This window comes from Naasia aerilata, assembly GCF_030296595.1.
In the GTDB taxonomy this organism is placed as follows: Bacteria; Actinomycetota; Actinomycetes; order Actinomycetales; family Microbacteriaceae; genus Naasia; species Naasia aerilata.
This window is the reverse complement of the sequence record NZ_AP027731.1, coordinates 1207338-1227892: the sequence shown is the minus strand read 5'-3', so window position 1 is coordinate 1227892 and position 20555 is coordinate 1207338. Positions and strand designations below refer to the sequence as shown.

At 70.4% G+C, this 20555-nt stretch carries 14 protein-coding genes and 4 pseudogenes; 8 read left to right on the top strand and 10 right to left on the bottom strand.

What is annotated here, in order from left to right:
* The first annotated feature begins 206 nt into the window (after positions 1 to 206).
* From QUE51_RS06625 to QUE51_RS06600, 6 genes are all read left to right on the top strand, one after another.
* Positions 207 to 1538, top strand: coding sequence for an ABC transporter substrate-binding protein (locus tag QUE51_RS06625; RefSeq protein ID WP_286278774.1), 1332 nt, complete (start codon positions 207 to 209; stop codon positions 1536 to 1538).
* Positions 1539 to 1606: 68 nt separating this feature from the next.
* Positions 1607 to 2683: a carbohydrate ABC transporter permease gene (locus tag QUE51_RS06620; protein WP_286278773.1), complete on the top strand. Its 1077-nt coding sequence runs from the start codon at positions 1607 to 1609 to the stop codon at positions 2681 to 2683.
* The gene (locus QUE51_RS06615) at positions 2683 to 3567 is read left to right on the top strand and encodes a carbohydrate ABC transporter permease (protein ID WP_286278772.1); all 885 of its coding nucleotides are present in this window, start codon (positions 2683 to 2685) and stop codon (positions 3565 to 3567) included. Before QUE51_RS06620 ends, QUE51_RS06615 begins: the two co-directional genes overlap by 1 nt.
* Positions 3567 to 4985 carry a glycoside hydrolase family 1 protein gene (locus QUE51_RS06610; RefSeq protein WP_286278771.1) on the top strand — a complete coding sequence of 473 codons (1419 nt, stop codon included), beginning with the start codon at positions 3567 to 3569 and terminating at the stop codon, positions 4983 to 4985. The genes QUE51_RS06615 and QUE51_RS06610 overlap by 1 nt, the downstream gene beginning before the upstream one ends.
* A 27-nt stretch (positions 4986 to 5012) precedes the next feature.
* Positions 5013 to 6062: a LacI family DNA-binding transcriptional regulator gene (locus tag QUE51_RS06605; protein ID WP_286278770.1), complete on the top strand. Its 1050-nt coding sequence runs from the start codon at positions 5013 to 5015 to the stop codon at positions 6060 to 6062.
* The gene (locus QUE51_RS06600) at positions 6059 to 6343 is read left to right on the top strand and encodes a GNAT family N-acetyltransferase (protein ID WP_286278769.1); all 285 of its coding nucleotides are present in this window, start codon (positions 6059 to 6061) and stop codon (positions 6341 to 6343) included. The genes QUE51_RS06605 and QUE51_RS06600 overlap by 4 nt, the downstream gene beginning before the upstream one ends.
* Positions 6344 to 6357: 14 nt before the next feature.
* On the opposite strand, the pseudogene lplAB reads toward QUE51_RS06600, so the two are convergent.
* From lplAB to QUE51_RS06560, 8 genes and pseudogenes are all read right to left on the bottom strand, one after another.
* A pseudogene (lplAB, locus tag QUE51_RS06595) lies at positions 6358 to 7405 on the bottom strand (lipoate-protein ligase LplAB).
* A gap of 28 nt (positions 7406 to 7433) precedes the next feature.
* On the bottom strand, positions 7434 to 8291 hold the full coding sequence (locus QUE51_RS06590) for an alpha/beta fold hydrolase (RefSeq protein WP_286278768.1): 858 nt from the start codon (positions 8289 to 8291) through the stop codon (positions 7434 to 7436).
* Positions 8292 to 9261: 970 nt separating this feature from the next.
* Complete coding sequence (locus QUE51_RS06585; protein ID WP_286278767.1) at positions 9262 to 10170, bottom strand: DNA-processing protein DprA; 909 nt, start codon at positions 10168 to 10170, stop codon at positions 9262 to 9264.
* Between the two features lie 266 nt (positions 10171 to 10436).
* Positions 10437 to 11360, bottom strand: coding sequence for a S1C family serine protease (locus QUE51_RS06580; RefSeq protein ID WP_286278766.1), 924 nt, complete (start codon positions 11358 to 11360; stop codon positions 10437 to 10439).
* Positions 11361 to 11423: 63 nt separating this feature from the next.
* Positions 11424 to 12269 carry a transglutaminase family protein gene (locus tag QUE51_RS06575; protein WP_286278765.1) on the bottom strand — a complete coding sequence of 282 codons (846 nt, stop codon included), beginning with the start codon at positions 12267 to 12269 and terminating at the stop codon, positions 11424 to 11426.
* Entirely contained in the window at positions 12269 to 13195 is a 927-nt protein-coding gene (locus QUE51_RS06570; RefSeq protein ID WP_286278764.1) for an alpha-E domain-containing protein, read from the bottom strand. Before QUE51_RS06570 ends, QUE51_RS06575 begins: the two co-directional genes overlap by 1 nt.
* Positions 13189 to 14895 (bottom strand): circularly permuted type 2 ATP-grasp protein, encoded by a 1707-nt coding sequence (locus tag QUE51_RS06565; protein ID WP_286278763.1) that lies wholly within the window; start codon positions 14893 to 14895, stop codon positions 13189 to 13191. Before QUE51_RS06565 ends, QUE51_RS06570 begins: the two co-directional genes overlap by 7 nt.
* A gap of 166 nt (positions 14896 to 15061) precedes the next feature.
* On the bottom strand, positions 15062 to 15745 hold the full coding sequence (locus tag QUE51_RS06560) for a FadR/GntR family transcriptional regulator (RefSeq protein ID WP_286278762.1): 684 nt from the start codon (positions 15743 to 15745) through the stop codon (positions 15062 to 15064).
* An 85-nt stretch (positions 15746 to 15830) separates the two neighbouring features.
* Between QUE51_RS06560 and QUE51_RS06555 the strand changes: the two are divergent.
* Both QUE51_RS06555 and QUE51_RS06550 read left to right on the top strand, forming a co-directional pair.
* Positions 15831 to 17077, top strand: a pseudogene (locus QUE51_RS06555) (alpha-hydroxy acid oxidase).
* 131 nt (positions 17078 to 17208) lie between these two features.
* Positions 17209 to 18303 (top strand): annotated as a pseudogene (locus tag QUE51_RS06550) (Gfo/Idh/MocA family protein); the annotation flags it as partial.
* 113 nt (positions 18304 to 18416) lie between these two features.
* Here the strand turns inward: QUE51_RS06550 and rocD are convergent.
* Together rocD and ddaH are read right to left on the bottom strand one after the other, a co-directional pair.
* Positions 18417 to 19614: pseudogene (gene rocD / locus QUE51_RS06545) on the bottom strand (ornithine--oxo-acid transaminase).
* Positions 19587 to 20447, bottom strand: coding sequence for a dimethylargininase (gene ddaH / locus QUE51_RS06540; RefSeq protein ID WP_286278761.1), 861 nt, complete (start codon positions 20445 to 20447; stop codon positions 19587 to 19589). Before ddaH ends, rocD begins: the two are co-directional and overlap by 28 nt.
* Positions 20448 to 20555: the final 108 nt, after the last annotated feature.

The following is a 20555-nucleotide window of genomic DNA, read 5'->3' as shown; positions in this document are numbered from 1 at the left end:
ACTACGTCCACTGCCGCTCCCGATGCGGGGTGTTCTCGGCGGGTCGTCGCGGCGCCCCTCAGGCCCCGACCGACACGCCTCGCGAAAACTCTTGACACCTCTCGGCGCGCACACCTACGCTGACGCAATTCCTTGGGAGCGCTCCCACGCAAGGTAATGAGAGCGCTCCCACAGACGGGAACCCACGCACACAAGGGAGTGAAATCGTGAACCTCTCACGACGTACCAGAGTCGCAACGGCGGTCGCCGGCGCAGCGGCATTCGCCCTCCTCGCCACCGGATGCTCGTCCGGCGGCGGGAGCAACGGAAGCGGGGACAGCGGAGGGGACATCACCCTCACCGTCACCACGTTCGGCACCATGGGCTTCGACGACCTCTACCAGGAGTACGAGGACGCGCACCCGGGCATCACCATCAAGGCCACCAACATCGACACGGGTGACAACGCCCGCACCGACTGGCAGACCAAGGTCGCCGCCGGCAGCGGACTCCCGGACGTTCAGGCCGTCGAGGAGGGCTGGCTCGGCCTCGTCATGCAGGTCTCCGACCAGTTCAACGACCTCAGCGACTACGGCGCCGACGAGATCAAGGACCGCTGGGTGCCGTGGAAGCTCCAGCAGGCCACCGACCCCGACGGCCGGATCATCGGCTACGGCACCGACATCGGACCCGAGGGCCTCTGCTACAACGGCAAGCTCTTCGAGCAGGCGGGCCTGCCGAGCGACCGCGAGTCCGTCGCGGCCCTCTTCGGTGGCGCCGACGCGACCTGGGACCAGTTCTTCGCGGTGGGCAAGCAGTACCACGAGGCGACCGGCAAGGCGTTCTACGACCACAGCGGATTCGTCTGGAACGCGATGGTGAACCAGCAGCCCGAGGGCTACTACACGAAGGACGGCGACCTGAACGTCGAGGACAACGCCAACCTCAAGGCGCTGTGGGCCCAGCTCGCGGACGGCGCGGCCACCGGCCTCTCCGACAACCAGACCGCATGGGACTGGGGCGGCGGCAAGGCCTTCACCGACGGCTCCTTCGCCACCTTCATGTGCCCGGGCTGGATGCTCGGCGTGGTCAAGGGCCAGGTCACGGCCGGCGGCGGCGACGCGACCACCGGCTGGGACTTCGCGGACGTCTTCCCCGGCGGCCCGGCCAACTGGGGCGGCTCGTTCCTGACCGTCCCGACTCAGTCCAAGCACCCCAAGGAGGCGGCCGAGCTCGCCCAGTGGATGACGGACCCTGCGCAGCAGGCGAAGGCCTTCCAGGCGGCCGGCGTGTTCCCGAGCACGACCGAGGCGCAGGCCGACCCCGGCGTGACCGGTGAGAGCGACCTCACGAAGTTCTTCAACAACGCTCCGATCGGCGAGATCCTCGCGAAGCGGGCGGAGGGTGTCGCAGCTCAGTTCAAGGGGCCGGACGACTCGATCATCCAGTCCCAGGTGTTCGGACCCTCCATCCAGGAGCTGGACTCCGGCAAGGCGGACGGCACCCAGGCGTGGAAGGACGCCATGGACCTGCTCGACCAGCTCGTGGTCAACAAGTAGCCAGTCCTCAACATGCGGTCCCCCGGAGGCTCGATCTCCGGGGGACCGCCCCGGAAGGAACCAGGACGATGACGTCAACCCTCAGCCGCAGCCGCCAAGCGCCTCCCGCGCCACGGCCCACCGCCCCCGCACCGCAGCGCCTCACCTTCCGGCAGCGGCTCAACCGGTGGGACGTGCTGCTCTCGCCCTACCTCTACGTCTCCCCCTTCTTTCTCCTCTTCGCGCTCGTCGGGCTGTTCCCCCTCGGCTACACGCTCGTCGTGTCGCTCAACGACTGGAACCTGCTGACCGGCCCCGGCGAGTGGGTCGGCCTCGGCAACTTCACGGCCGAGCTCGCGGATCCCCTCTTCTGGAACTCGCTCTTCAACACGATGAGCATCTTCGTCATCTCCGCCGTCCCGCAGCTCGTCCTCGGGCTGGTCATCGCCGCGGTGCTCGACCAGAACCTGCGGGCGAAGACGTTCTGGCGGATGAGCGTCCTGCTCCCCTATGTCGTGACCCCGGTGGCGGTCGCCCTCATCTTCAGCAACATGTTCGGCGAGAAGTACGGCCTCGTGAACAATCTCCTCGTCGGGCTCGGACTCGATCCCGTGATGTGGAAGACCGAGCTCTGGCCCTCGCACTTCGCCATCGCCGCGATGGTCGACTGGCGATGGACCGGCTACAACGCCCTCATCCTGCTCGCCGCCATGCAGGCCGTGCCGAAGGACATCCACGAGTCCGCCGCCATCGACGGCGCCGGCGCCGTCCGCCGGTTCTTCTCGATCACCATCCCGAGCATCCGCCCGACCCTCATCTTCGTGGTCATCACGATGACGATCGGCTCCCTGCAGATCTTCGCGGAGCCGAAGCTCTTCAACGCCACCACCGCGACGCCAGGGGGACCGCACCGCGAGTACCAGACGACCGTCCTGTACCTCTGGGACCTGGCCTTCCAGCGGCAGAGCTTCGGGAAGGCCGCGGCCGTCGCGTGGCTCCTCTTCCTGCTCATCGTGATCATCGGGCTCGTGAACTTCCTGCTCTCGCAGCGGATCGCGTCCGGCAGCTCGCCGCGCGAGCGCCGCCGGGGCCGCCGAGCCCCCGAGGGCCGTGACGCGCTCACCTCCGCACCCACCTACGCCGAGATCCAGCAGAGGGGCCTCTGATGACCGCATCCACCCTGGACCGCCCCGCCGCGCCCGCCGGACCCTCCCGGCGCCGCGGCGGACAGGGCGTCGAGCGCCGACCCGGCTTCCTCACCTACGGTCTGCTGCTCGCCTTCCTGATCGGCGGCGCCTATCCGCTCTGGTGGTCGTTCGTCGTCGGGAGCCGCGGCAACACCGCGCTCACCAGCACGTGGCCGCCGCTCCTGCCCGGAGGCGTCTTCTGGCAGAACGTGACCGAGGTCGTCACGACCGTCCCGTTCTGGCTGGCGCTCGGCAACAGCGTCATCGTGTCCGTGGTCATCACGGCGTCCGTGGTGCTGTTCTCCACGCTGGCCGGCTACGCCTTCGCGAAGCTCCGCTTCCGCGGCCGCGAGGGACTCATGATCTTCGTGATCGCGACCCTCGCCGTGCCCACGCAGCTCGGGATCATCCCCCTCTTCATGGTGATGAAGCAGTTCGGCTGGACCGGGACGCTCGGGGCCGTCATCGTGCCGACGCTCGTCACCGCGTTCGGGGTGTTCTTCACTCGCCAGTACCTCGTCGACACGATTCCCGACGAGCTCATCGAGGCCGCCCGGGTGGACGGCGCCTCCATGATCGGCACGTTCTGGCACGTGGGCCTGCCGGCGGCCCGCCCCGCCATGGCGGTGCTCGGTCTCTTCACGTTCATGACCGCCTGGACCGACTACCTCTGGCCCCTCCTCGTGGTGCCCCAGAACCCCACGCTGCAGGTGGCGCTCAGCCAGCTGCAGTCCGCCAAGTACGTCGACTACGCGGTGGTGCTCTCGGGCGCCGTCCTCGCGACGGTCCCCCTCCTCCTCCTGTTCGTGGTCGCGGGCCGCCAGCTCATCTCGGGCATCATGCAGGGCGCGGTGAAGGGCTGATGGCGGGCACCGACCCCCGCGAGTACGCGTGGCCGAACGGCTTCCTCTGGGGCTCGGCCACCGCCGCGGCACAGATCGAGGGCGCCGCCCACGAGGACGGCAAGGAGGACTCCATCTGGGACTTCTACGCCCGGGTCCCGGGCGCCGTCGCGAACGGCGACACTCCGGAGGTCGCCGTGGACCACTACCACCGCATGCCCGAGGACGTCCGGCTCATGGAGCGGCTCGGCCTCTCCTCCTATCGCTTCTCCACCAGCTGGGCGCGGGTCAAGCCCGGTGACCGCGCGGTGAACCCGGCAGGGCTCGACTTCTACTCGCGGCTCGTGGACGAGCTGCTCGAGGCCGGCATCCTCCCCTGGCTCACGCTCTACCACTGGGACCTCCCCCAGGCGGTCGAGGAGCGGGGCGGGTGGGCCGCCCGGGACACCGCGTACCGCTTCCGCGACTACGCCGCTGCGGTCCACGACGCCCTCGGCGACCGGGTGACTCACTGGACCACCTTCAACGAGCCGCTCTGCTCCTCTCTCATCGGCTACGCGGCGGGCGAGCATGCCCCGGGTCGCCGGGAGCCTCGCGCGGCCCTCGCCGCGCTGCACCACCAGCACCTCGCGCACGGCCTGGCGACCGGACTGCTGCGCGAGCGCGGTGCTGAGCGCATCGGCATCACGCTCAACCTCACCAACGCCGTCCCGAACGACCCCGCCGATCCGGTCGACCGGGAGGCGGCACGGCGGCTCGACGCGATCTGGAACCGCGCCTTCCTCGAGCCGCTGCTGCTCGGGGCGTACCCGGAGGACTTCCTGCAGGACGTGCGCGAGCACGACTTCGAGGCGCTGATCGAGCGGGGCGACCTGGAGACGATCGCCGCCCCGATCGACTTCCTCGGCGTGAACCACTACCACGACGACAACGTCAGCGGCCATCCTCTGCCCCCCGGCACCCCTCCGGGGCTGCGTCCCGCACCTCGGCCCACCGGGTCGCCGTTCGTGGGATCGGAGCACCTGACCTTCCCGAGGCGGGACCTCCCGGTGACCGCCATGGGCTGGGAGGTGCATCCGGACGGGCTGCGGCGGCTCCTGGTGCGTCTCGGACGGGAGTACCCGACCCTGCCCCCGCTCTACGTCACCGAGAACGGCGCCGCCTACGACGACGAGGTGGCGGCCGACGGCGGCGTCCACGACTCCGATCGCACCGCCTACCTCCTGGCCCACCTCGGGGCGGTCGCCGACGCGCTCGAGGAGGGCGCCGACGTCCGCGGGTACTTCGTCTGGTCTCTGCTCGACAACTTCGAGTGGGCGTGGGGATACGGGAAGCGGTTCGGCATCGTCCGGGTCGACTATCAGACCCAGCTCCGGACCCCGAAGGACAGCGCCCTGGAATACGCCCGGATCATCGGCCGCGTTCCTGCCGAGACCTAGACTGCACATCGACGAAGGGAGGGCCGGATGACCCAGGAGGTGATCCCCGGCGCGCCCACACTCGAACAGGTCGCCGCCCTCGCCGGCGTCTCCCGGTCCACCGTCAGCCGCGTGGTGAACAAGTCGCCGCACGTGACCGACGAGGCGGCCGCCGTCGTGCTCGAGGCGATCGAGACTCTCGGCTACGTGCCCAACCGGGCGGCGCGCTCCCTGGCCAGCCGCAAGACGCAGGTCATCGCCCTCGTCGTGCCGGAGTCGACCGCCAGGGTCTTCGCGGACCCGTTCTTCGCATCGGTCGTGCAGGGCATCGCGCTGCACCTCGCGGCCACCGAGTACACGCTCAACATGGTGATCGCGTCCGAGACCAACCCGGAGAAGACGCGGCGCTACCTGATGGGCGGCAACGTCGACGGAGCGCTCGTCGTGTCCCACCACAGCGGCGACCACTCCTACGCCCGGCTCAGCCAGGCGCTGCCCACGGTCTTCGGCGGCCGTCCCATGAACGCCGACGAGCGGGACAGCTACTTCGTCGACTCCGACAACGTCGCCGGCGCCGCGGTCGCCACCCGCCATCTCCTTGACATCGGCTGCCGCAGGGTCGCGACCATCGGGGGCCCGCAGGACATGCCGCCCGGCTTCGATCGACTCGAGGGCTGGCGGCGCACCGTCCGGGAGGCCGGGCTCGACGACTCGCTCGTGGAGCTGGGCGACTTCTCCCCGCGGCAGGGCGCCGAGGCGATGCGCCGGCTCCTCGCCCGAGGTGAGGCGTTCGACGGCCTCTTCGTCGCGAACGACCAGATGGCCGTCGGCGCGCTGAGCGTCCTCCGCGAGGAGGGCATCGCCGTGCCGCGGGACCTCGCGGTCGTCGGCTTCGACGCGGACTACTTCAGCGAGACCAGCGAGCCGCCCCTCACGACCATCGCGCAGCCGGCCATCGAGCTCGGCGCCACCATGGCGCGCGTCCTCGTCGACCTGCTCGAGGGGCGGCCCGTCGAGCGGGTCACCATCATGCCCACCCACCTGCTGGTCCGCGCGTCGTCGCGGCGGCGGGACGACGCCGAGGAGGCGAGCCGATGACGGATTCCGTTCGCCATGAGCCGGAGCGGTCGCGGTACGTGCTGGAGCGCGAGGGAGAGGTGCTGGGGCTCGCCGATTACCGCACGGTGGGCGGCGCCATCCAGATCACGCACACCGAGATCGACCCGTCGCTCCGCGGGCAGGGCCTCGGCGGGTTCATGGTGCGCCGGGTGCTCGACGACATCAGGACGACGACCGACTCAAGGGTCGTCCCGATCTGCCCGTTCGTGGACGACTGGATCGACCTGCACCCGGAGTACCAGGACCTGCTCACGCGCTGACCGGCGCGGCGGCGTCAGGGGACGCGGGCCAGCCACTCCGGTGTGGAGAACTTGGTCCGCACCAGCTCCTCGGCGCGGGCATATTCCTCCGGGGTGATATCTCCCGGCGTCGCCCCGTAGAGGGACGTGAACGTCCCCTTCATCCGGTCGATGATGTCGGTCCGGCTCAGTCCGGTCTGGCTCCGCAGCGGATCCACCCGCTTCGCGGCGCTCGTGGTGCCCTTGTCGGAGAGCTTCTCCCGGCCGATGCGGAGGACCTGGACCATCTTGGCCCCGTCCATGTCGTAGCTCATGGTGACGTGGTGCAGCACCGCCCCCGCCGAGCCGCTTCTGAGCGGCGCCGCCGATCTTGCCCTTCGGCGAGGTGATGTCGTTGAGCGGCTGATAGAACGCGTCGATGCCGAGGGACTGCAGCGCGGTGATGACCCACTCGTCGAGGTAGGCGTACGACTCGGCGAACGACATCCCGCGCACGAGGTCGCCCGGGGCGTAGAGGGAGTAGGTGACGATGGAGCCGGCCTCCATGAACATCGCGCCACCGCCGCTGATCCGGCGGACGACCTCGATGCCGTACTTCGCGGCGTTCTCGAGGTCGACCTCGTTGCGCAGCGACTGGAAGCTGCCGATCACGACCGCGGACCGGTCCCACTCCCAGAACCGCAGGGTGGGCTGCCGGCGACCGGCGCCCACCTCTTCCGTGAGCACCTCGTCGAGCGCGAGATGCAGGGCAGGCGGAACCGCCTTCGCGTGCACCAGCTGCCAGTCGTAGTCGCGCCAGCTCTTCGCATTGCCGATGGAACGGCGGATCGCGGTCGCGACCGCCTCCGGCGAGAAGCCGAGCAGCACGGCGTCGGCGGGCAGCGCGGCACGGATGGCGGCCGCGATCCGGGTCGAGTCCGCATCCACCGGCAGGCCGTTCACCGCGGAGTCGATCGCCTCGAGCGCCGAGTCCGGCTCCAGGAAGAAGTCGCCCGCCAGCGAGAAGTTGGCGATCGTCCCGTCCACCTCATCGAGGTCGACCACGACCAGCTTCCCGCCAGGAACCTTGTACTCGCCGTGCATGCGGACCCGTCCTCTCGACTCGTGCCCGTCAGTGGGCGGAACGCGGCTGACCCACCCGGGCATCGAGCCAGGCGAGGAGATCGGCGACGACCTCGAGCCGGTTCGTCTCATTGAACACCTCGTGGCGCGCCTCGTCGTACACGATGGCCTCCACGTCCCGCATGCCGGACCGGCGCACGTACGCCTTCGCGAGGCGCTCCGCGCTCCGGGCGCCGCCGAGCGAGTCGTCGCTGCCGACCAGGATCAGCAGGGGCAGGTCGCTCGGCAGGCTGCGAGCCGGCCGGCCGAAGAGCCGGAGCCCGTCGAGGACGCCGAACAGCTTCACGATGTCGGCGGAGAAGTTGAGCGGATCCTGGTAGAAGCCCGACGAGATCGCGGTGTCGCGGCTCAGCCATTCCGCCCCCGTCGTGCCGAGGTGCTTGTGCCGCTTGTTCAGGTCGCCGCCGTTCATCGACCCGGGCCAGCGGTAGGCGGTGCCCGTCAGCACCACGGCGTCGTAGTCGTCCGGGTGGGCGTTGAGGATGATCTGGGCGAGGATCGAGCCCCAGCTGTGGCCGAGCAGCACGAGCGGGACGCCCGGATGCTCGGCCCGGATGCGGGTGCTCAGCAGCCGGATCGCCTCGACGGTCGCCCGATGCCCGCCGGGTCCGAGGCGGCCGAGCTTCGACCGGTCGCCGTTCCACTGCTGCATCCCGGTCTGGCCGTGGCCGCGGTGGTCGTCGGCGACGACGGAGTAGCCGGCCGCGTTGAGCTCTCCCGCGAGCACCGCGTAGCGACCCGCGTGCTCGCCGACGCCGTGCAGGAGCTGGATGATCGCGCGCGGGGAGTCGACGAGCCACTCGTGGTAGGTGATGACGACGCCGTAGTCGTCCGTGTACTGGGGCACGGCCGCATTCTCCCATCCCCGGGGACCGCGCCGTTCCGCGGGAGGAACGTCGCTCTCGCGGGCCACACCACACCCGCGGGATGGCGGGTTCACCCGCGCTTCGCGCCGCACGTCCAGAACCGCGGGAGGGACCCGCTCGCCCCCTTGAGGTCAGCGAGTAGAGGAGTCCTACAGACCGGCGATATCTCTGCGGTCAGCAGCCGTAGCGCTCATCACGACTTTCTACTGGTGTCGCTGGCCTGTAACGGGGCAGATCGCGGGGTCGAAGGGGCGCTGCTCATGCGTACGAAGGTATTCCCGCGTCGGACCATAGGAGGGCTTTAGTTCTCGGCCGAGCGTAACCACGCTGACGCGGGCTGCTCCGGCCGCCTTGAGTGCCGCAGCCACGGACTGAGTGCGACCTCCTGACACCCAGGTGTCTTCAAGAAGGAGAACGTGTCGTCCTCCTACCTGGTTGCGGTTCGCCCGGAAGCGCGACGGGTCAAAGATGCGCCGCGCGACGGCGTCTAGACCAGTTGGTCCTATATAGCTCACGCGGGCGCGACGGATTGCCGGATCGAACATTCCCAGCATGAACTCGAGAGGGTGAGGGCCTACACGCCCACTAGTCGAGGGCACAGTCGCCAGGGCGCTGAATGGAAGACCGTGTCCCTGCCGTAAGCACTCGTGATGGCGCATAAGTGACTCGAGCAGCATGGTGTACAGCCGGCCTCGTACCTTCTCGCGCTGCTCCGCGGTCACTGCGGGATCCTTGTAGGCATAGAGGTCTGTCATTCCTTGGCGGCCAGCGACGGCCCACGTGATCGGTGCGACGACGTCAGCCAGCTGATGGCCTGATTTCGCATGCTCGTTGCATTTGAAGCAGCGCCGAAACCCGTCGACGGGTGCGGTGCACACGTCGCACGTGACCAGCTCAGCGCGCTCCGGATTCCAGTAGAGGGCCTCAGCGGCGCGAGGGGGTCAGGACTGTTCATGCCCCGCTAGTGACCAGACGCCGCTGCTCGGCCACGGTCGCCCGTCGAGCGATGCTTTCAACCGCTGCCACTGCCTCTCGCGCGCTCGATACCACCGTTACGTCAAGCCCCCTTTCCACGAGCTCTCGGCCCCACACGGTCTGGAGGTATACGGCGCGAGTGATGATAAGCGGGCGTGCATGCTGAGTGGCCGCTCGAGCCTGAATCCGAGTACCGCTGTGCTCAGAGGCTTCCACGATGAGGGTCATGCTGCTAAACGCACTCATCACGTGGTTCCTCATTGGGAAGCTGGACTTCGTCGGTGGAGCATCTGGCCAGAACTGCGAGAGAAGCAAATGATCCGAGGCGATCCGCTCCTGGAGGCTTCTGTTCTCTGCAGGGTAAGAGTGAAGGATTCCGGTCCCGATGATGCCTACGGTGCGGCCTCCTGCATCGAGGGAAGCCTGCATGGCGGCCGTGTCCACTCCCCTAGCCAAACCGGAGACCACTACGTGTCCCTTCTCCACAAGGGCTGGGACTACCTCTCGGATGAACTGCAGGGCTCCGTCCGACGGTTTACGAGTGCCGACGACGGCAACGGAGCGCTCATCCCGGTCGTCATAAACTCCTCTTGAGAACAGCATGAGGGGATAGTCATGAACAGGCTTGAGCTGCGCCGGATAGTGACCCCCGTAAGGTGTCGCGACCGCGATGCCGCGGGCGGCCCATGTCGCCACCTCGTGCCGGGCCTCCTCAATAGCCTGATTGACCACATCTTCGGTGAACAGGCCACCACCCAGCTCGCCCGCGAGCAGGTCAGAGGGCTGGTGCTCTTCCAGGCGGAGCTTGAGCTCTGACCAGCGCTTGCTGCGCCTCAGAAGGGCGATTAGCGCGAGCGATTCCCGTGTCACCGCTGCGTCCTCCATATCCATAGCGTACGCGGGCCCTCCCGCTGCATCGAAGATGCTTGGCCCCGATCCTTGTTCTTGTGGTCGAACGTATGTTCGACCACTGACGTACGCTGACAGGATGGCACAGCGTGGCGAGGACGCGGCCGTGCCCCGCGGTCTCGGGTGAGCTAACGAGAGTCGACACGTTGCGACGCCCGATACTTCTCCAGACAGACCACGTCGCCAGCCCAGCGAAGTCGCATCTTCTGCCGCTCCTGTGCGGGAACTGACAGGAACGCGAGTCAGCGGGAGGCGAGCTCCCGCGGAGTGACGAAGACGTCGACCAGGGCGCCGTTGCGCCACACGGTCATCTCGATCTCGCGGTCGATGGCGTCCTCCACCATCAGGCGCTGCACCGTGGTGGTGCTGACCACCGTGCGGCCGTCGAGCTCGACGATGATGTCGCCGATGCGAAGGCCCGCCGTCTCGGCCGGAGAGGGATCCGCGACGCCCGCGACGCGCAGCCCCCGGCGGGAACCGACCCGCTCGCGCAGGGGCTCCGGCAGCGGTGCCTCGAGCCCCGCGATTCCGAGCCACGCCCTGCGCACCCGGCCATGCGCGACCAGCGAGCGGATGATGCTGCGGGTCGTCGCGTTGATGGGGACGGCGAGCCCGAGCCCGACGCCGGCGACCGCGGTGTTGACGCCCACCGCTCGACCGGCGCTGTCGGCCAGGACCCCGCCGCTGTTGCCGGGGTTCAGCGCGGCATCCGTCTGGATGACCTCGTCGATGACGCGGCCGGACGACGTCGGCAAGGAGCGGCCGAGCGCCGACACGATGCCCGCCGTCACGCTGCCCGCGAGCCCGAGCGGGTTGCCGAGGGCGACCACGAGCTGGCCGACGCGGAGCCGCGCGGCGTCGCCGAGCTCGACGGGCGCGGGGACCGGACCCCGCGCCCGGAGCACCGCCAGGTCGGAGAGCGCATCCCTGCCCACCACGTCGGCCGTGACCTCGGTGCCGTCGCCGAAGGCGGCGTCCACCACGCTCGCGCCCGCGACCACGTGCGCGCTCGTGAGCAGGATCCCGTCCGCCGCGATGACGCTCGCGCTGCCCGAGCCGCCGCCGCGGGACGTCCGCACGGTGACGCTCGCCACGCTGGGCAGCACCCGCTCGGCGACACCCATGACGGCTCGGGAGTAGGCGTCGAGGATCTCTTCGTCGTCCATGTCAGCCACCCTGCACCCGCGTCCCGCGCGGCGGACCGCTGTTCGCTCGCGGCGGAGGATCGCTCAGGCCTCGCGCGTGATCTCGACCTTGACGAAGAGCTGCGAGCGGAAGGGGCCGGCGTAGACGCCGCGGATGGGCGGCACATCCCGGTAGTCGCGGCCGCGCCCGACGAGCACGTGCCGGTCGCCGATCGGGATCTGGTTCGTGGGGTCGAAGCCGTGCCAGTCGCCGCAGAACCACTCGACCCACGCGTGCGACTCGCCCGTCACGGTCTCGCCGATCGCGGCATCCGCCTTCGGGTGCAGGTAGCCGGAGACGTAGCGCGCGGGCAGGCCGACGGACCGGAGCGCGCCGATGGCGATGTGCGTGATGTCCTGGCAGACGCCCTTCCGCTCCTCCCAGGCGTCCTTGGCGGTAGAGCCCACGCCCGTCACGCCCTGCACGTACTCGACGCTCGCGCCGATCGTGCGGCAGATCTCGAGCCCGGCTGCACAGGGGTCGAGCCCGGACGATGCGATGCGGTTCGCGAGCGCGACCACCTCGTCGGCCGGGTCGGTCAGCGGCGTCTGGCCGACCTGCTCCACGTACTGCACCTCGCGGGCGGCGGCGCTCGGGAGGTCCTCCCAGGTCACCTGGCGGAGGCCGTGCTCGCGGTCCCGCACCTCCACGAGGCTCGTCGCGGCGAGGGAGAGCTCCCGATGCGGGCTGAGGATCTCGAACGAGCTGACCCGCGTGCCCCAGTAGTCCACGTAGCCGTGCTGGGAGGAGATGGGGCGGATGTCGAGGTGCGAGGAGAGCACGAACTGGCCCTCCGCGCTCGCCGGCAGCATGCGGGCCTCGTTGTAGGACGCGCTCACCTCCCCCTCATAGGAGAAGCCGGTCTCGTGGCGGATGCGCAGGCGCTTCATCAGTCCTCCCCGATCCAGGACGGCGCCGCGCTCGTCGGGAAGTACCGGGAGCGGATCGCCTCGGACGCCGCCGACGTGACGTCCTGCACCGCGTCCATCTGACGGGGCAGATCGTCGAGCACCTCGGCGATCGGGGTGTACTCGAGCTGGCTGCGGATCTGTCCGAGCAGGCGCTGCGCCTGGTCGGACACCCCGACGCGCTCGCTCCTCGGCTCCAACTCCCGCAGGCACTCCTCGGCCCGGCTCACCGAGAACAGGACGGAGCGCGGGAAGAGCCGGTCGAGCAGCAGGAACTCGGCGGCGTTGCGGGCCGAGGGGACGCCCCGGTAGGTCCGGAGGTAGGCCTCGTAGGCGCCGCAGGAGCGGAGGATCGTGGTCCAGCTCGGTCCGCTCACCTCGGTCAGCGAGCGCGTCGCGAGGAGGCGGGCCGTCATGTCGGCGCGCTCGATGCTGCGACCGAGGGTGAAGAACAGCCAGGACTCGTCCCGGCTCGTCGACGACTCGATGACGCCGACGGCGAGCGCCGCGCGCTCCCGGATCCAGGCGAAGAACTCGTGCACCTTCTCGCTCGACACGCGCCGCGGCATCCGCGCCCGCGTGGTGTTGAGGCACTCCCACAGCTCGGTCGAGACGATCTCGCGCGCCCGGCGGGCGTTCTCGCGAGCGGCGCCGAGCGAATACGCGATCGAGGCGGGATGCGTCCGGTCCACGGCGAGCAGCGCGAGCACGTCCTCGCGGCTGAGCTCGCGGTCGTCCGGCGCTGAGCTGCCCATGACCGACAGGAGCGCCCGGCAGGCGGTGTCCTCCTCGATCCACGGGTCCTCGAGGAGCAGCTGGAGGTGCACGTCGAGGATGCGCGCCGTCCCGTCGCTGCGCTCGATGTACCGGCCGATCCAGAACAGGCTCTCGGCGATGCGGCTCAGCATGCGCCCTCCCCGTGAGTGCGTTCCGGCTCAGGTGGTGCGGTGGAACGTGCAGTCTCGGCCGGAACGCGCTGCTGTTGCTGCTGCTGCTGTTGCTGCTGCTCGCTCGAGCCGCGGGGGCGGTCCTCGGGGGAGTGGTCGGGCACGTGCTCACGGATGATGGGGATCGACGAGGTGGCCGCCTGGCCCGCGACGAGGTTCGGGATGCTGCGGTCGACCGTGAACTGGCCGCTCCCCACCACCCAGGTGTCCTTCGAGCCGCCGCCCTGGCTCGAGTTGACCACCAGCTGCCCCTCGGGCAGCGCGACCCGCGTGAGCCCGCCCGGAAGCACCCAGACGTCGCGTCCGTCGTTGACGGCGAAGGGCCGCAGGTCGGCGTGCCGGGGACGGACGCCATCGGCGACGAGGGTCGGGATGGTGGAGAGCTGGACGACCGGCTGGGCGATCCACCCACGCGGGTCGCGCATCAGGCGGGTGCGCAGCTCGTCGAGCTCCGGACGGGACGCCGCGGGACCCACGACGAGGCCCTTGCCGCCCGAGCTGTCCACCGGCTTCACGACGAGCTCGTCCAGCCGATCGAGCACCTCCTCGAGCGCGCCCTCCTCCTCGAGCCGCCACGTCTGCACGTTGGGCAGGATGGCGTCCTCCGCCAGGTAGTACCGGATGAGGTCGGGCAGGTAGGTGTAGATGAGCTTGTCGTCGGCCACGCCGTTGCCCACCGCGTTCGCGATCGTGACGTTGCCGAGCCGCGCGGCGAGCATGAGCCCCGGTGACCCCAGCATCGAGTCGGCCCGGAACTGCAGCGGGTCGAGGAACTCGTCGTCCACGCGCCGGTAGATGACGTCGACGCGCGTGGGGCCGGCGGTCGTGCGCATCCATACCCGGCCGCCGGAGCAGAAGAGGTCGCGCCCCTCGACGAGCTCGACGCCCATCAGGCGAGCCAGGAGGGTGTGCTCGAAGTAGGCGGAGTTGTAGACGCCCGGGGTGAGGACGACCACGTTCGGCTCGTCGACGCCCGCGGGCGCGCTGGCCCGGAGCGCCTGCAGCAGCCGGTTCGGGTAGTCGCCGACCGGACGGACCCGCATGGAGACGAACAGCTCGGGAAGGGTCTGCGCCATCACGCGGCGGTTGGAGATCACGTAGCTGACGCCGCTGGGCACGCGGACGTTGTCCTCGAGCACCCGCCATTCGCCGGCCTCGTCGCGGATGAGGTCGATGCCGGAGACCTGGATGCGCACCCCGTTGGCGGGCTCGACGCCCGCCGCCTGGCGGAAGTAGTTGGACGACGACGTGATCAGGGAGGCCGGGAGCACGCCGTCCCGCACCGCCCGCTGCGGGCCGTACACGTCGGCGAGGAAGGCCTCGAGCGCCAGGACCCGCTGCTTGACGCCGGCCTCGATGTGGGCCCACCCCTGATCGACGACGCGCGGAACGGCGTCGAGCGGGAAGGGCCGCTCCTCGCCCGCGAAGTCGAAGGTGACGCCCTGTGCGAGGTAGCTGGAGGCGAGAGCATCGGTGCGACCCCGGAGCTCCTCCTGCGTCATGCGGGCCAGGGACGAGTAGATGTCGCGATACGCCGCGCGGGCCTGCGGCTCGGGGCCCTCCGAGGGCGGGACGGCGAACATCTCGTCCCAGGCCGGGCGCTTCGGCGCCGCTCTGCCGCCTGCCATCGGGGCCGCGTAGCCGTCGAACAGGTCGCCCATGTGCCGAGCCTAGCGAGGGCCGTGTTGCGGCATTGTTTCGCGTTTCCGGGTTGCGGCCCTCGCCTCGGGCTGGCTAGCCGGGCGGGAAGTCGGCGGCAGCGGCACAGGGTTCCCGTGCCGCAGCTGCTCGTGCGGCGAGCGCGGCAGGCTTCGCCTTCGCGCCGCTTCAGGACGCGGCCGCCTCCTCGTAATAGCCGGTGATGTGCGCCGTGATCAGCTCCGCAGCCTCGTCCCGGCGGCCCGCCTCGATGGCGGCCAGGATCGCACGGTGTTCGGCGCGCAGCCGGTCCGCCGTGCGCTCCCAATCGGGCAGCCTCTCGGTCAGGGCGAGGGTGTAGTCGCGGATCGACTCGCGGAGCGACGCCATCATCGCGCTCACCAGCGGGTTGCCCGTCGCGCCCGCGATGGCGACGTGGAAGGCGGCATCGCGGTCGAGGAAGAGCGGAGCGGCGAGGCCCGCCTCGTCCATCTGCCCGAGCAGCGCCCGTGCGTCGTCGAGCTGTGGCGCATCCGCGCGCGCGTTGCGGGCGGCCCAGCCCTCGAGAAGCACGCGCGTCTGCACGACGTCGTCCGTGCGCAGATGCTCGCTGGCGAGATGCATGCGGAGGGCGGCGCCGATCGCGAGGGCCGGCTCGGCGACGACGACCGTCCCGGCCCCGGGTCCGGACCCCACCCCGGAGCGCAGGAGCCCGAGCACCTCGAGCACCCGGAGTCCCTCCCGCACGGCCGCGCGGGAGATCCCGAGCTCCTCGGCGAGCGCCCGCTCCCCGGGCAGCCGGTCCCCGACGCGCAGGCGATGCCCGGCCAGCTCGCGCTCCACCCAGTCGAGCACGATCTCGTGGGACCTCATTCCGATGACGCTACCCGTCGGTTATGCTCCTGTGGTCAGACCACACCAGCGACCGCGGACTGCGCTGCCCGAGCACACAGGAGACATGCCCATGGCGATCCAGCGCCGCATCCCGAAGATCCGCGACCTCGCGCCCCTGATGAAGTTCAAGAAGCCGACGCTCGACTTCAAGACCCGGCGCCTGCAGGAGGCGCACACGATCTACGACCTGCGCGAGATCGCCAAGCGCCGCACCCCGAAGGCGCCCTTCGACTACACGGACGGCTCGGCCGAGCAGGAGCTGTCGATCGCCCGCGCGCGCCAGGCGTTCGAGGACGTCGAGTTCCACCCCTCGATCCTGCGCGACGTGTCGCACGTCGACACGGGCTGGGACGTGCTCGGCCGGCGGGTGGCGCTGCCGTTCGGCATCGCGCCGACGGGCTTCACGCGGATGATGCAGACCGAGGGCGAGGCAGCGGGTGCGGCGGCCGCCGCGGCGGCCGGCATCCCGTTCTCCCTCTCCACGATGGGCACGAGCTCGATCGAGGACGTCGCGGCAGCAGGCGGCCCGAACGGCCGCAACTGGTTCCAGCTCTACATGTGGAAGGACCGCGACCGCTCGATGGCGCTCGTCGAGCGCGCCGCGAAGGCGGGCTTCGACACCCTCCTCGTGACGGTCGACGTCCCCGTCGCGGGCGCCCGCCTCCGGGACTCCCGCAACGGCATGACGATCCCGCCCACGCTCACGCCGAAGACGGTGCTCAACGCGATTCCGCGCCCCGAGTGGTGGATCAACTTCCTCACCACGGAGCCGCTCGCCTTCGCGTCGCTGGACCGCTGGTCCGGCACCGTGGCCCAGCTGCTCGACACCATGTTCGATCCGACCGTCACCTTCGAGGACCTGGCCTGGATCAAGTCGCAGTGGCCAGGAAGCTCGTCGTCAAAGGCGTCCAGAACCTGGACGATGCCAAGCGCCTCACCGACCTCGGCGTGGACGCGATCCTGCTGTCCAACCACGGCGGCCGTCAGCTCGACCGGGCGCCCATCCCCTTCCACCTCCTGCCGGACGTCGTGCGCGAGGTGGGCAAGGACACCGAGGTGCACGTCGATACCGGCATCATGTCGGGCTCGGACATCGTCGCGGCGATCGCCCTCGGCGCGCGGTTCACGCTCGTCGGGCGCGCGTACCTCTACGGGCTGATGGCCGGTGGCCGGGAGGGCGTCGACCGGGCGATCCAGATCCTCGGCAGCCAGGTGGTCCGCACCATGAAGCTGCTGGGTGCGACGTCCCTCGAGGAGCTTAACCCGTCGCACGTGACCCAGCTGGAGCGCCTGGTCCCGCGCCCCCGCTGAGCACCACTTCCCGACGGGCCGATTCGGCGCATCCGGGCCGGATCGGCGGCCCGGAATGCCCGAATCGGCCCGTTTTCTGCGCGCTCGGTCGTGGGATAGCGTGAGGAAGGATCCGACAAGGGGAGGCAACGATGCCGCAGGGCAAGCCACTGCGTGTGGCGATGATCGGTCACGCGTTCATGGGACGGGCGCACTCGCAGGCCTGGCGCAATGTCGGCGCCTTCTTCGACGTGCCGGCCGTCGAGCTCGGCGTCCTGGTCGGCCGGGAGGCCGAGCGGAGCGCCGCGGCGGCCGACCAGCTGGGCTGGGCCGAGAGCAGCACCGACTGGCGCAGCATCGTCGCCCGCGAGGACATCGACATCGTCGACGTCTGCACGCCCGGCGCCTCGCACGCCGAGATGGCCATCGCCGCGCTCGAGGCCGGCAAGCACGTCGTGGTCGAGAAGCCGCTCGCCAACTCCGTCGAGGATGCGGAGCGGCTCACGGAGTTGTCCGCCTCCCTGCCGGAGCAGGCCGCGATCGTCAACTTCAACTACCGGCGCGTGCCCGCGCTCGCCCTCGCCAAGCGCGTCGTCGACGACGGCCGGCTGGGTGCCATCCGCCAGATCCGGGGCGCCTACCTCCAGGACTGGCTGAGCGACCCCGAGGCTCCGATGACCTGGCGCCTGCGCAAGGAGGAGGCCGGCAGCGGCGTCCTGGGCGACCTCGGCTCGCACGTGACCGACCTCATCCGGCACCTCACGGGCGAAAGCATCACGACCGTGGCCGGCGGGCTGCAGACCTTCGTGCCCGAGCGCCCGTCGGGCGGCGGCCGCGAGAAGGTCACGGTCGACGACGCGGCCTGGGCCACCCTGGGGCTGAGCGGCGGCGGCGTCGCCCGCTTCGACGTGAGCCGGGTCGCGCTCGGCCGCCGCAACGGGCTGAACCTCGAGATCTACGGCGAGCGCGGTGCGCTCCGCTTCGACCTGGAGCGCCTCAACGAGCTCGAGTTCTACGACGGGAACGACCCCGACGACCTGCAGGGCTTCCGCAGCATCCTCGTCACCGAGGCATCGCAGCCGTATGCGGGGAACTGGTGGCCGAGCGGCCACATCCTGGGCTGGGAGCACACCTTCACGCACCAGTTCGCGGAGTTCCTCACGGCCATCCGCGAGGGGCGGCAGGCGAACCCCAGCTTCGCGGACGGCCTGGCCGTGCAGCGGGTCCTCGACGCGGTCGAGCGCAGCGCCGCCGAGGACGGCCGCACCCTCCCCTCGAGGCCTGACCCCGCAGGCACGTTCCGGCCCGGATGGTGCGCTGCACCGTACATTCCGGGCCGGAACGTACCCTCTTTCCGGAGTTACAGGGTGCCGAGGACCTCGGCCAGGGCGTCGACCGCCTGGTCGATCTCCTCGCGCTCGATCACGAGGGGCGGGGCGAAGCGCAGCGTCGAGCCGTGGGTGTCCTTCACCAGGATGCCGCGCTCCAGCAGCGCCAGGCAGACCGCCCGGCCGGTCGCGAGCGACGGGTCGATGTCCACCCCCGCCCACAGGCCTGCGCCGCGCACTGCGACGACTCCCGTGCCGATCAGCTCCCGCAGCCGGCCGTGCAGGTGCGCGCCCAGCGCCGCAGCGCGCGCCTGGAACTCGCCCGTCCCGAGCATCCGGACGACCTCGAGGCCGACGGCCGCGGCGAGCGGGTTCCCGCCGAAGGTCGAGCCGTGCTCCCCGGGACGGAGGACGCCCAGGACGTCGCCGCGGCCGACGACGGCCGACACGGGGACGATCCCGCCGCCGAGCGCCTTGCCGAGCAGGTACAGGTCGGGGACGACGCCCACGAGCTCGCACGCGAAGGTCGTGCCGGTGCGGCCGAGGCCGGACTGGATCTCGTCGGCCACGAAGAGCACGTTCCGCTCGTCGCAGAGCGCGCGCACCGCGGGCAGGTAGTCGGCCGGCGGCACGACGATCCCCGCCCCCCTGGATGGGCTCGAGCAGCACGGCGACCGTGGTCTCGTCGACGGCGTCGCGGAGTGCCTCGACATCGCCGTACGGCACGATGCGGAACCCCGGCGCGAACGGGCCGAAGCCGTCGCGCGCGGACGGGTCGTCGCTGAAGCCCACGATGGTCGTGGTGCGCCCGTGGAAGTTGCCGGACGCGACGACGATGGTCGCCTCGCCGTCCGGAACGCCGCGGACCCGGTAGCCCCATGCGCGAGCCACCTTGATCGCGGACTCGACCGCCTCCGCGCCGGTGTTCATCGGCAGCACCATGTCGGCTCCCGCGAGAGCGGCCAGCCCGTCGGCGAACGGTCCCAGCCGGTCGTTGTCGAAGGCCCGGCTGGTGAGCGTGATCCGGTCCAGCTGCTCCTTCGCCGCGGCGATGAGCCGCGGGTTCGAGTGCCCGAAGTTCACGGCCGAGTAGGCCGCGAGGAAGTCGAGATAGCGCCTGCCCGACACGTCGGTCACCCAGGCGCCCTGCCCGGACGCGAGCGTCACGGGCAGCGGCGAGTAGTTGCGGGCGAGAGTGCCCGTCAGCGGCGAAGCTCCAGCGTGCAGCACTTGACCCCACCTCCTCCGAGGAGCAGCTCCGACAGGTCCACGCCGATCGGGTTGTAGCCCCGTTCGCGCAGCGACTGCTCGAACCCGACGGCCCGGCTGGCGATGATCACGTTGCGGCCGTCGCTGATGCAGTTGAGCCCCAGCCAGACAGCGTCAGCGTCACTCACCAGGATGGCGTCCGGATACCTCCGCTCGAGCTCCTGCCGGCTGCGCTCGTCGAACGCGCCCGGCAGGTAGGCGATGTTCGCCTCGCCCGACGCCGGCGCCACCGGATCGAGCACGGCGAGCGCGGTGTCGAGGTGGTAGAAGCGCGGGTCGACGAGCTCGAGGGTGACGACCTCGCGCCCGAACACCCGGCCGATCTCCTCGTGGCTGCGGCCGGAGCTGCGGAAGCCGGTGCCCGCGAGGATCGTGTCGCCGACGAGCAGGAAGTCGCCCTCCCCCTCGTTGACCTCCTCGGGCAGGACGACGTCGAAGCCGTTCCGGGCGAACCAGTCGGCGTAGGCGGGAGCCTCGCCCGCCCGCTCCGCGTGGGCGAAGCGCGGCGCGTAGGCGACGCCATCGAGCGTGAAGCCGCCGTTCGCGGCGTAGACCATGTCGGGCAGGCCCGGCACGGGATCGATGAGGTGCACCTCGTGACCGAGCTCGAGGTAGACCTCGCGCAGGCGCTCCCACTGCCGCAGGGCCAGCGAGGTGTCGGTCGGCGCCTCGGGATGCATCCACGGGTTGATGCGGTACTCCACCGTGAAGTGATCGGGCCGGCACATGAGCCAGGTCCGGGGCACCGCGGTGCGGTCGGCGAGAGGAGTCGGGGAGGGCGCGGTGATGCTCATGGTTCCCTTTGCGGATCGGGGCGGACTCGGTCGCCTCGGTCGAGAGGCCCCAGGTAGGGACGCCGTTTCCCAGTGTGCCGGGCGATCCGCGGCGATTCCGTCGCCGCC

Coding starts and splice junctions, on each gene's coding strand:
- QUE51_RS06620 (WP_286278773.1), top strand. CDS start 1,607: ATGACGTCAACCCTCAGCCGCAGCCGCCAAGCGCCTCCCGCGCCACGG.
- QUE51_RS06615 (WP_286278772.1), top strand. CDS start 2,683: ATGACCGCATCCACCCTGGACCGCCCCGCCGCGCCCGCCGGACCCTCC.
- QUE51_RS06610 (WP_286278771.1), top strand. CDS start 3,567: ATGGCGGGCACCGACCCCCGCGAGTACGCGTGGCCGAACGGCTTCCTC.
- QUE51_RS06605 (WP_286278770.1), top strand. CDS start 5,013: ATGACCCAGGAGGTGATCCCCGGCGCGCCCACACTCGAACAGGTCGCC.
- QUE51_RS06600 (WP_286278769.1), top strand. CDS start 6,059: ATGACGGATTCCGTTCGCCATGAGCCGGAGCGGTCGCGGTACGTGCTG.
- QUE51_RS06585 (WP_286278767.1), bottom strand. CDS start 10,170: ATGGAGGACGCAGCGGTGACACGGGAATCGCTCGCGCTAATCGCCCTT.
- QUE51_RS06580 (WP_286278766.1), bottom strand. CDS start 11,360: ATGGACGACGAAGAGATCCTCGACGCCTACTCCCGAGCCGTCATGGGT.
- QUE51_RS06575 (WP_286278765.1), bottom strand. CDS start 12,269: ATGAAGCGCCTGCGCATCCGCCACGAGACCGGCTTCTCCTATGAGGGG.
- QUE51_RS06570 (WP_286278764.1), bottom strand. CDS start 13,195: ATGCTGAGCCGCATCGCCGAGAGCCTGTTCTGGATCGGCCGGTACATC.
- QUE51_RS06565 (WP_286278763.1), bottom strand. CDS start 14,895: ATGGGCGACCTGTTCGACGGCTACGCGGCCCCGATGGCAGGCGGCAGA.
- QUE51_RS06560 (WP_286278762.1), bottom strand. CDS start 15,745: ATGAGGTCCCACGAGATCGTGCTCGACTGGGTGGAGCGCGAGCTGGCC.
- ddaH (WP_286278761.1), bottom strand. CDS start 20,447: ATGAGCATCACCGCGCCCTCCCCGACTCCTCTCGCCGACCGCACCGCG.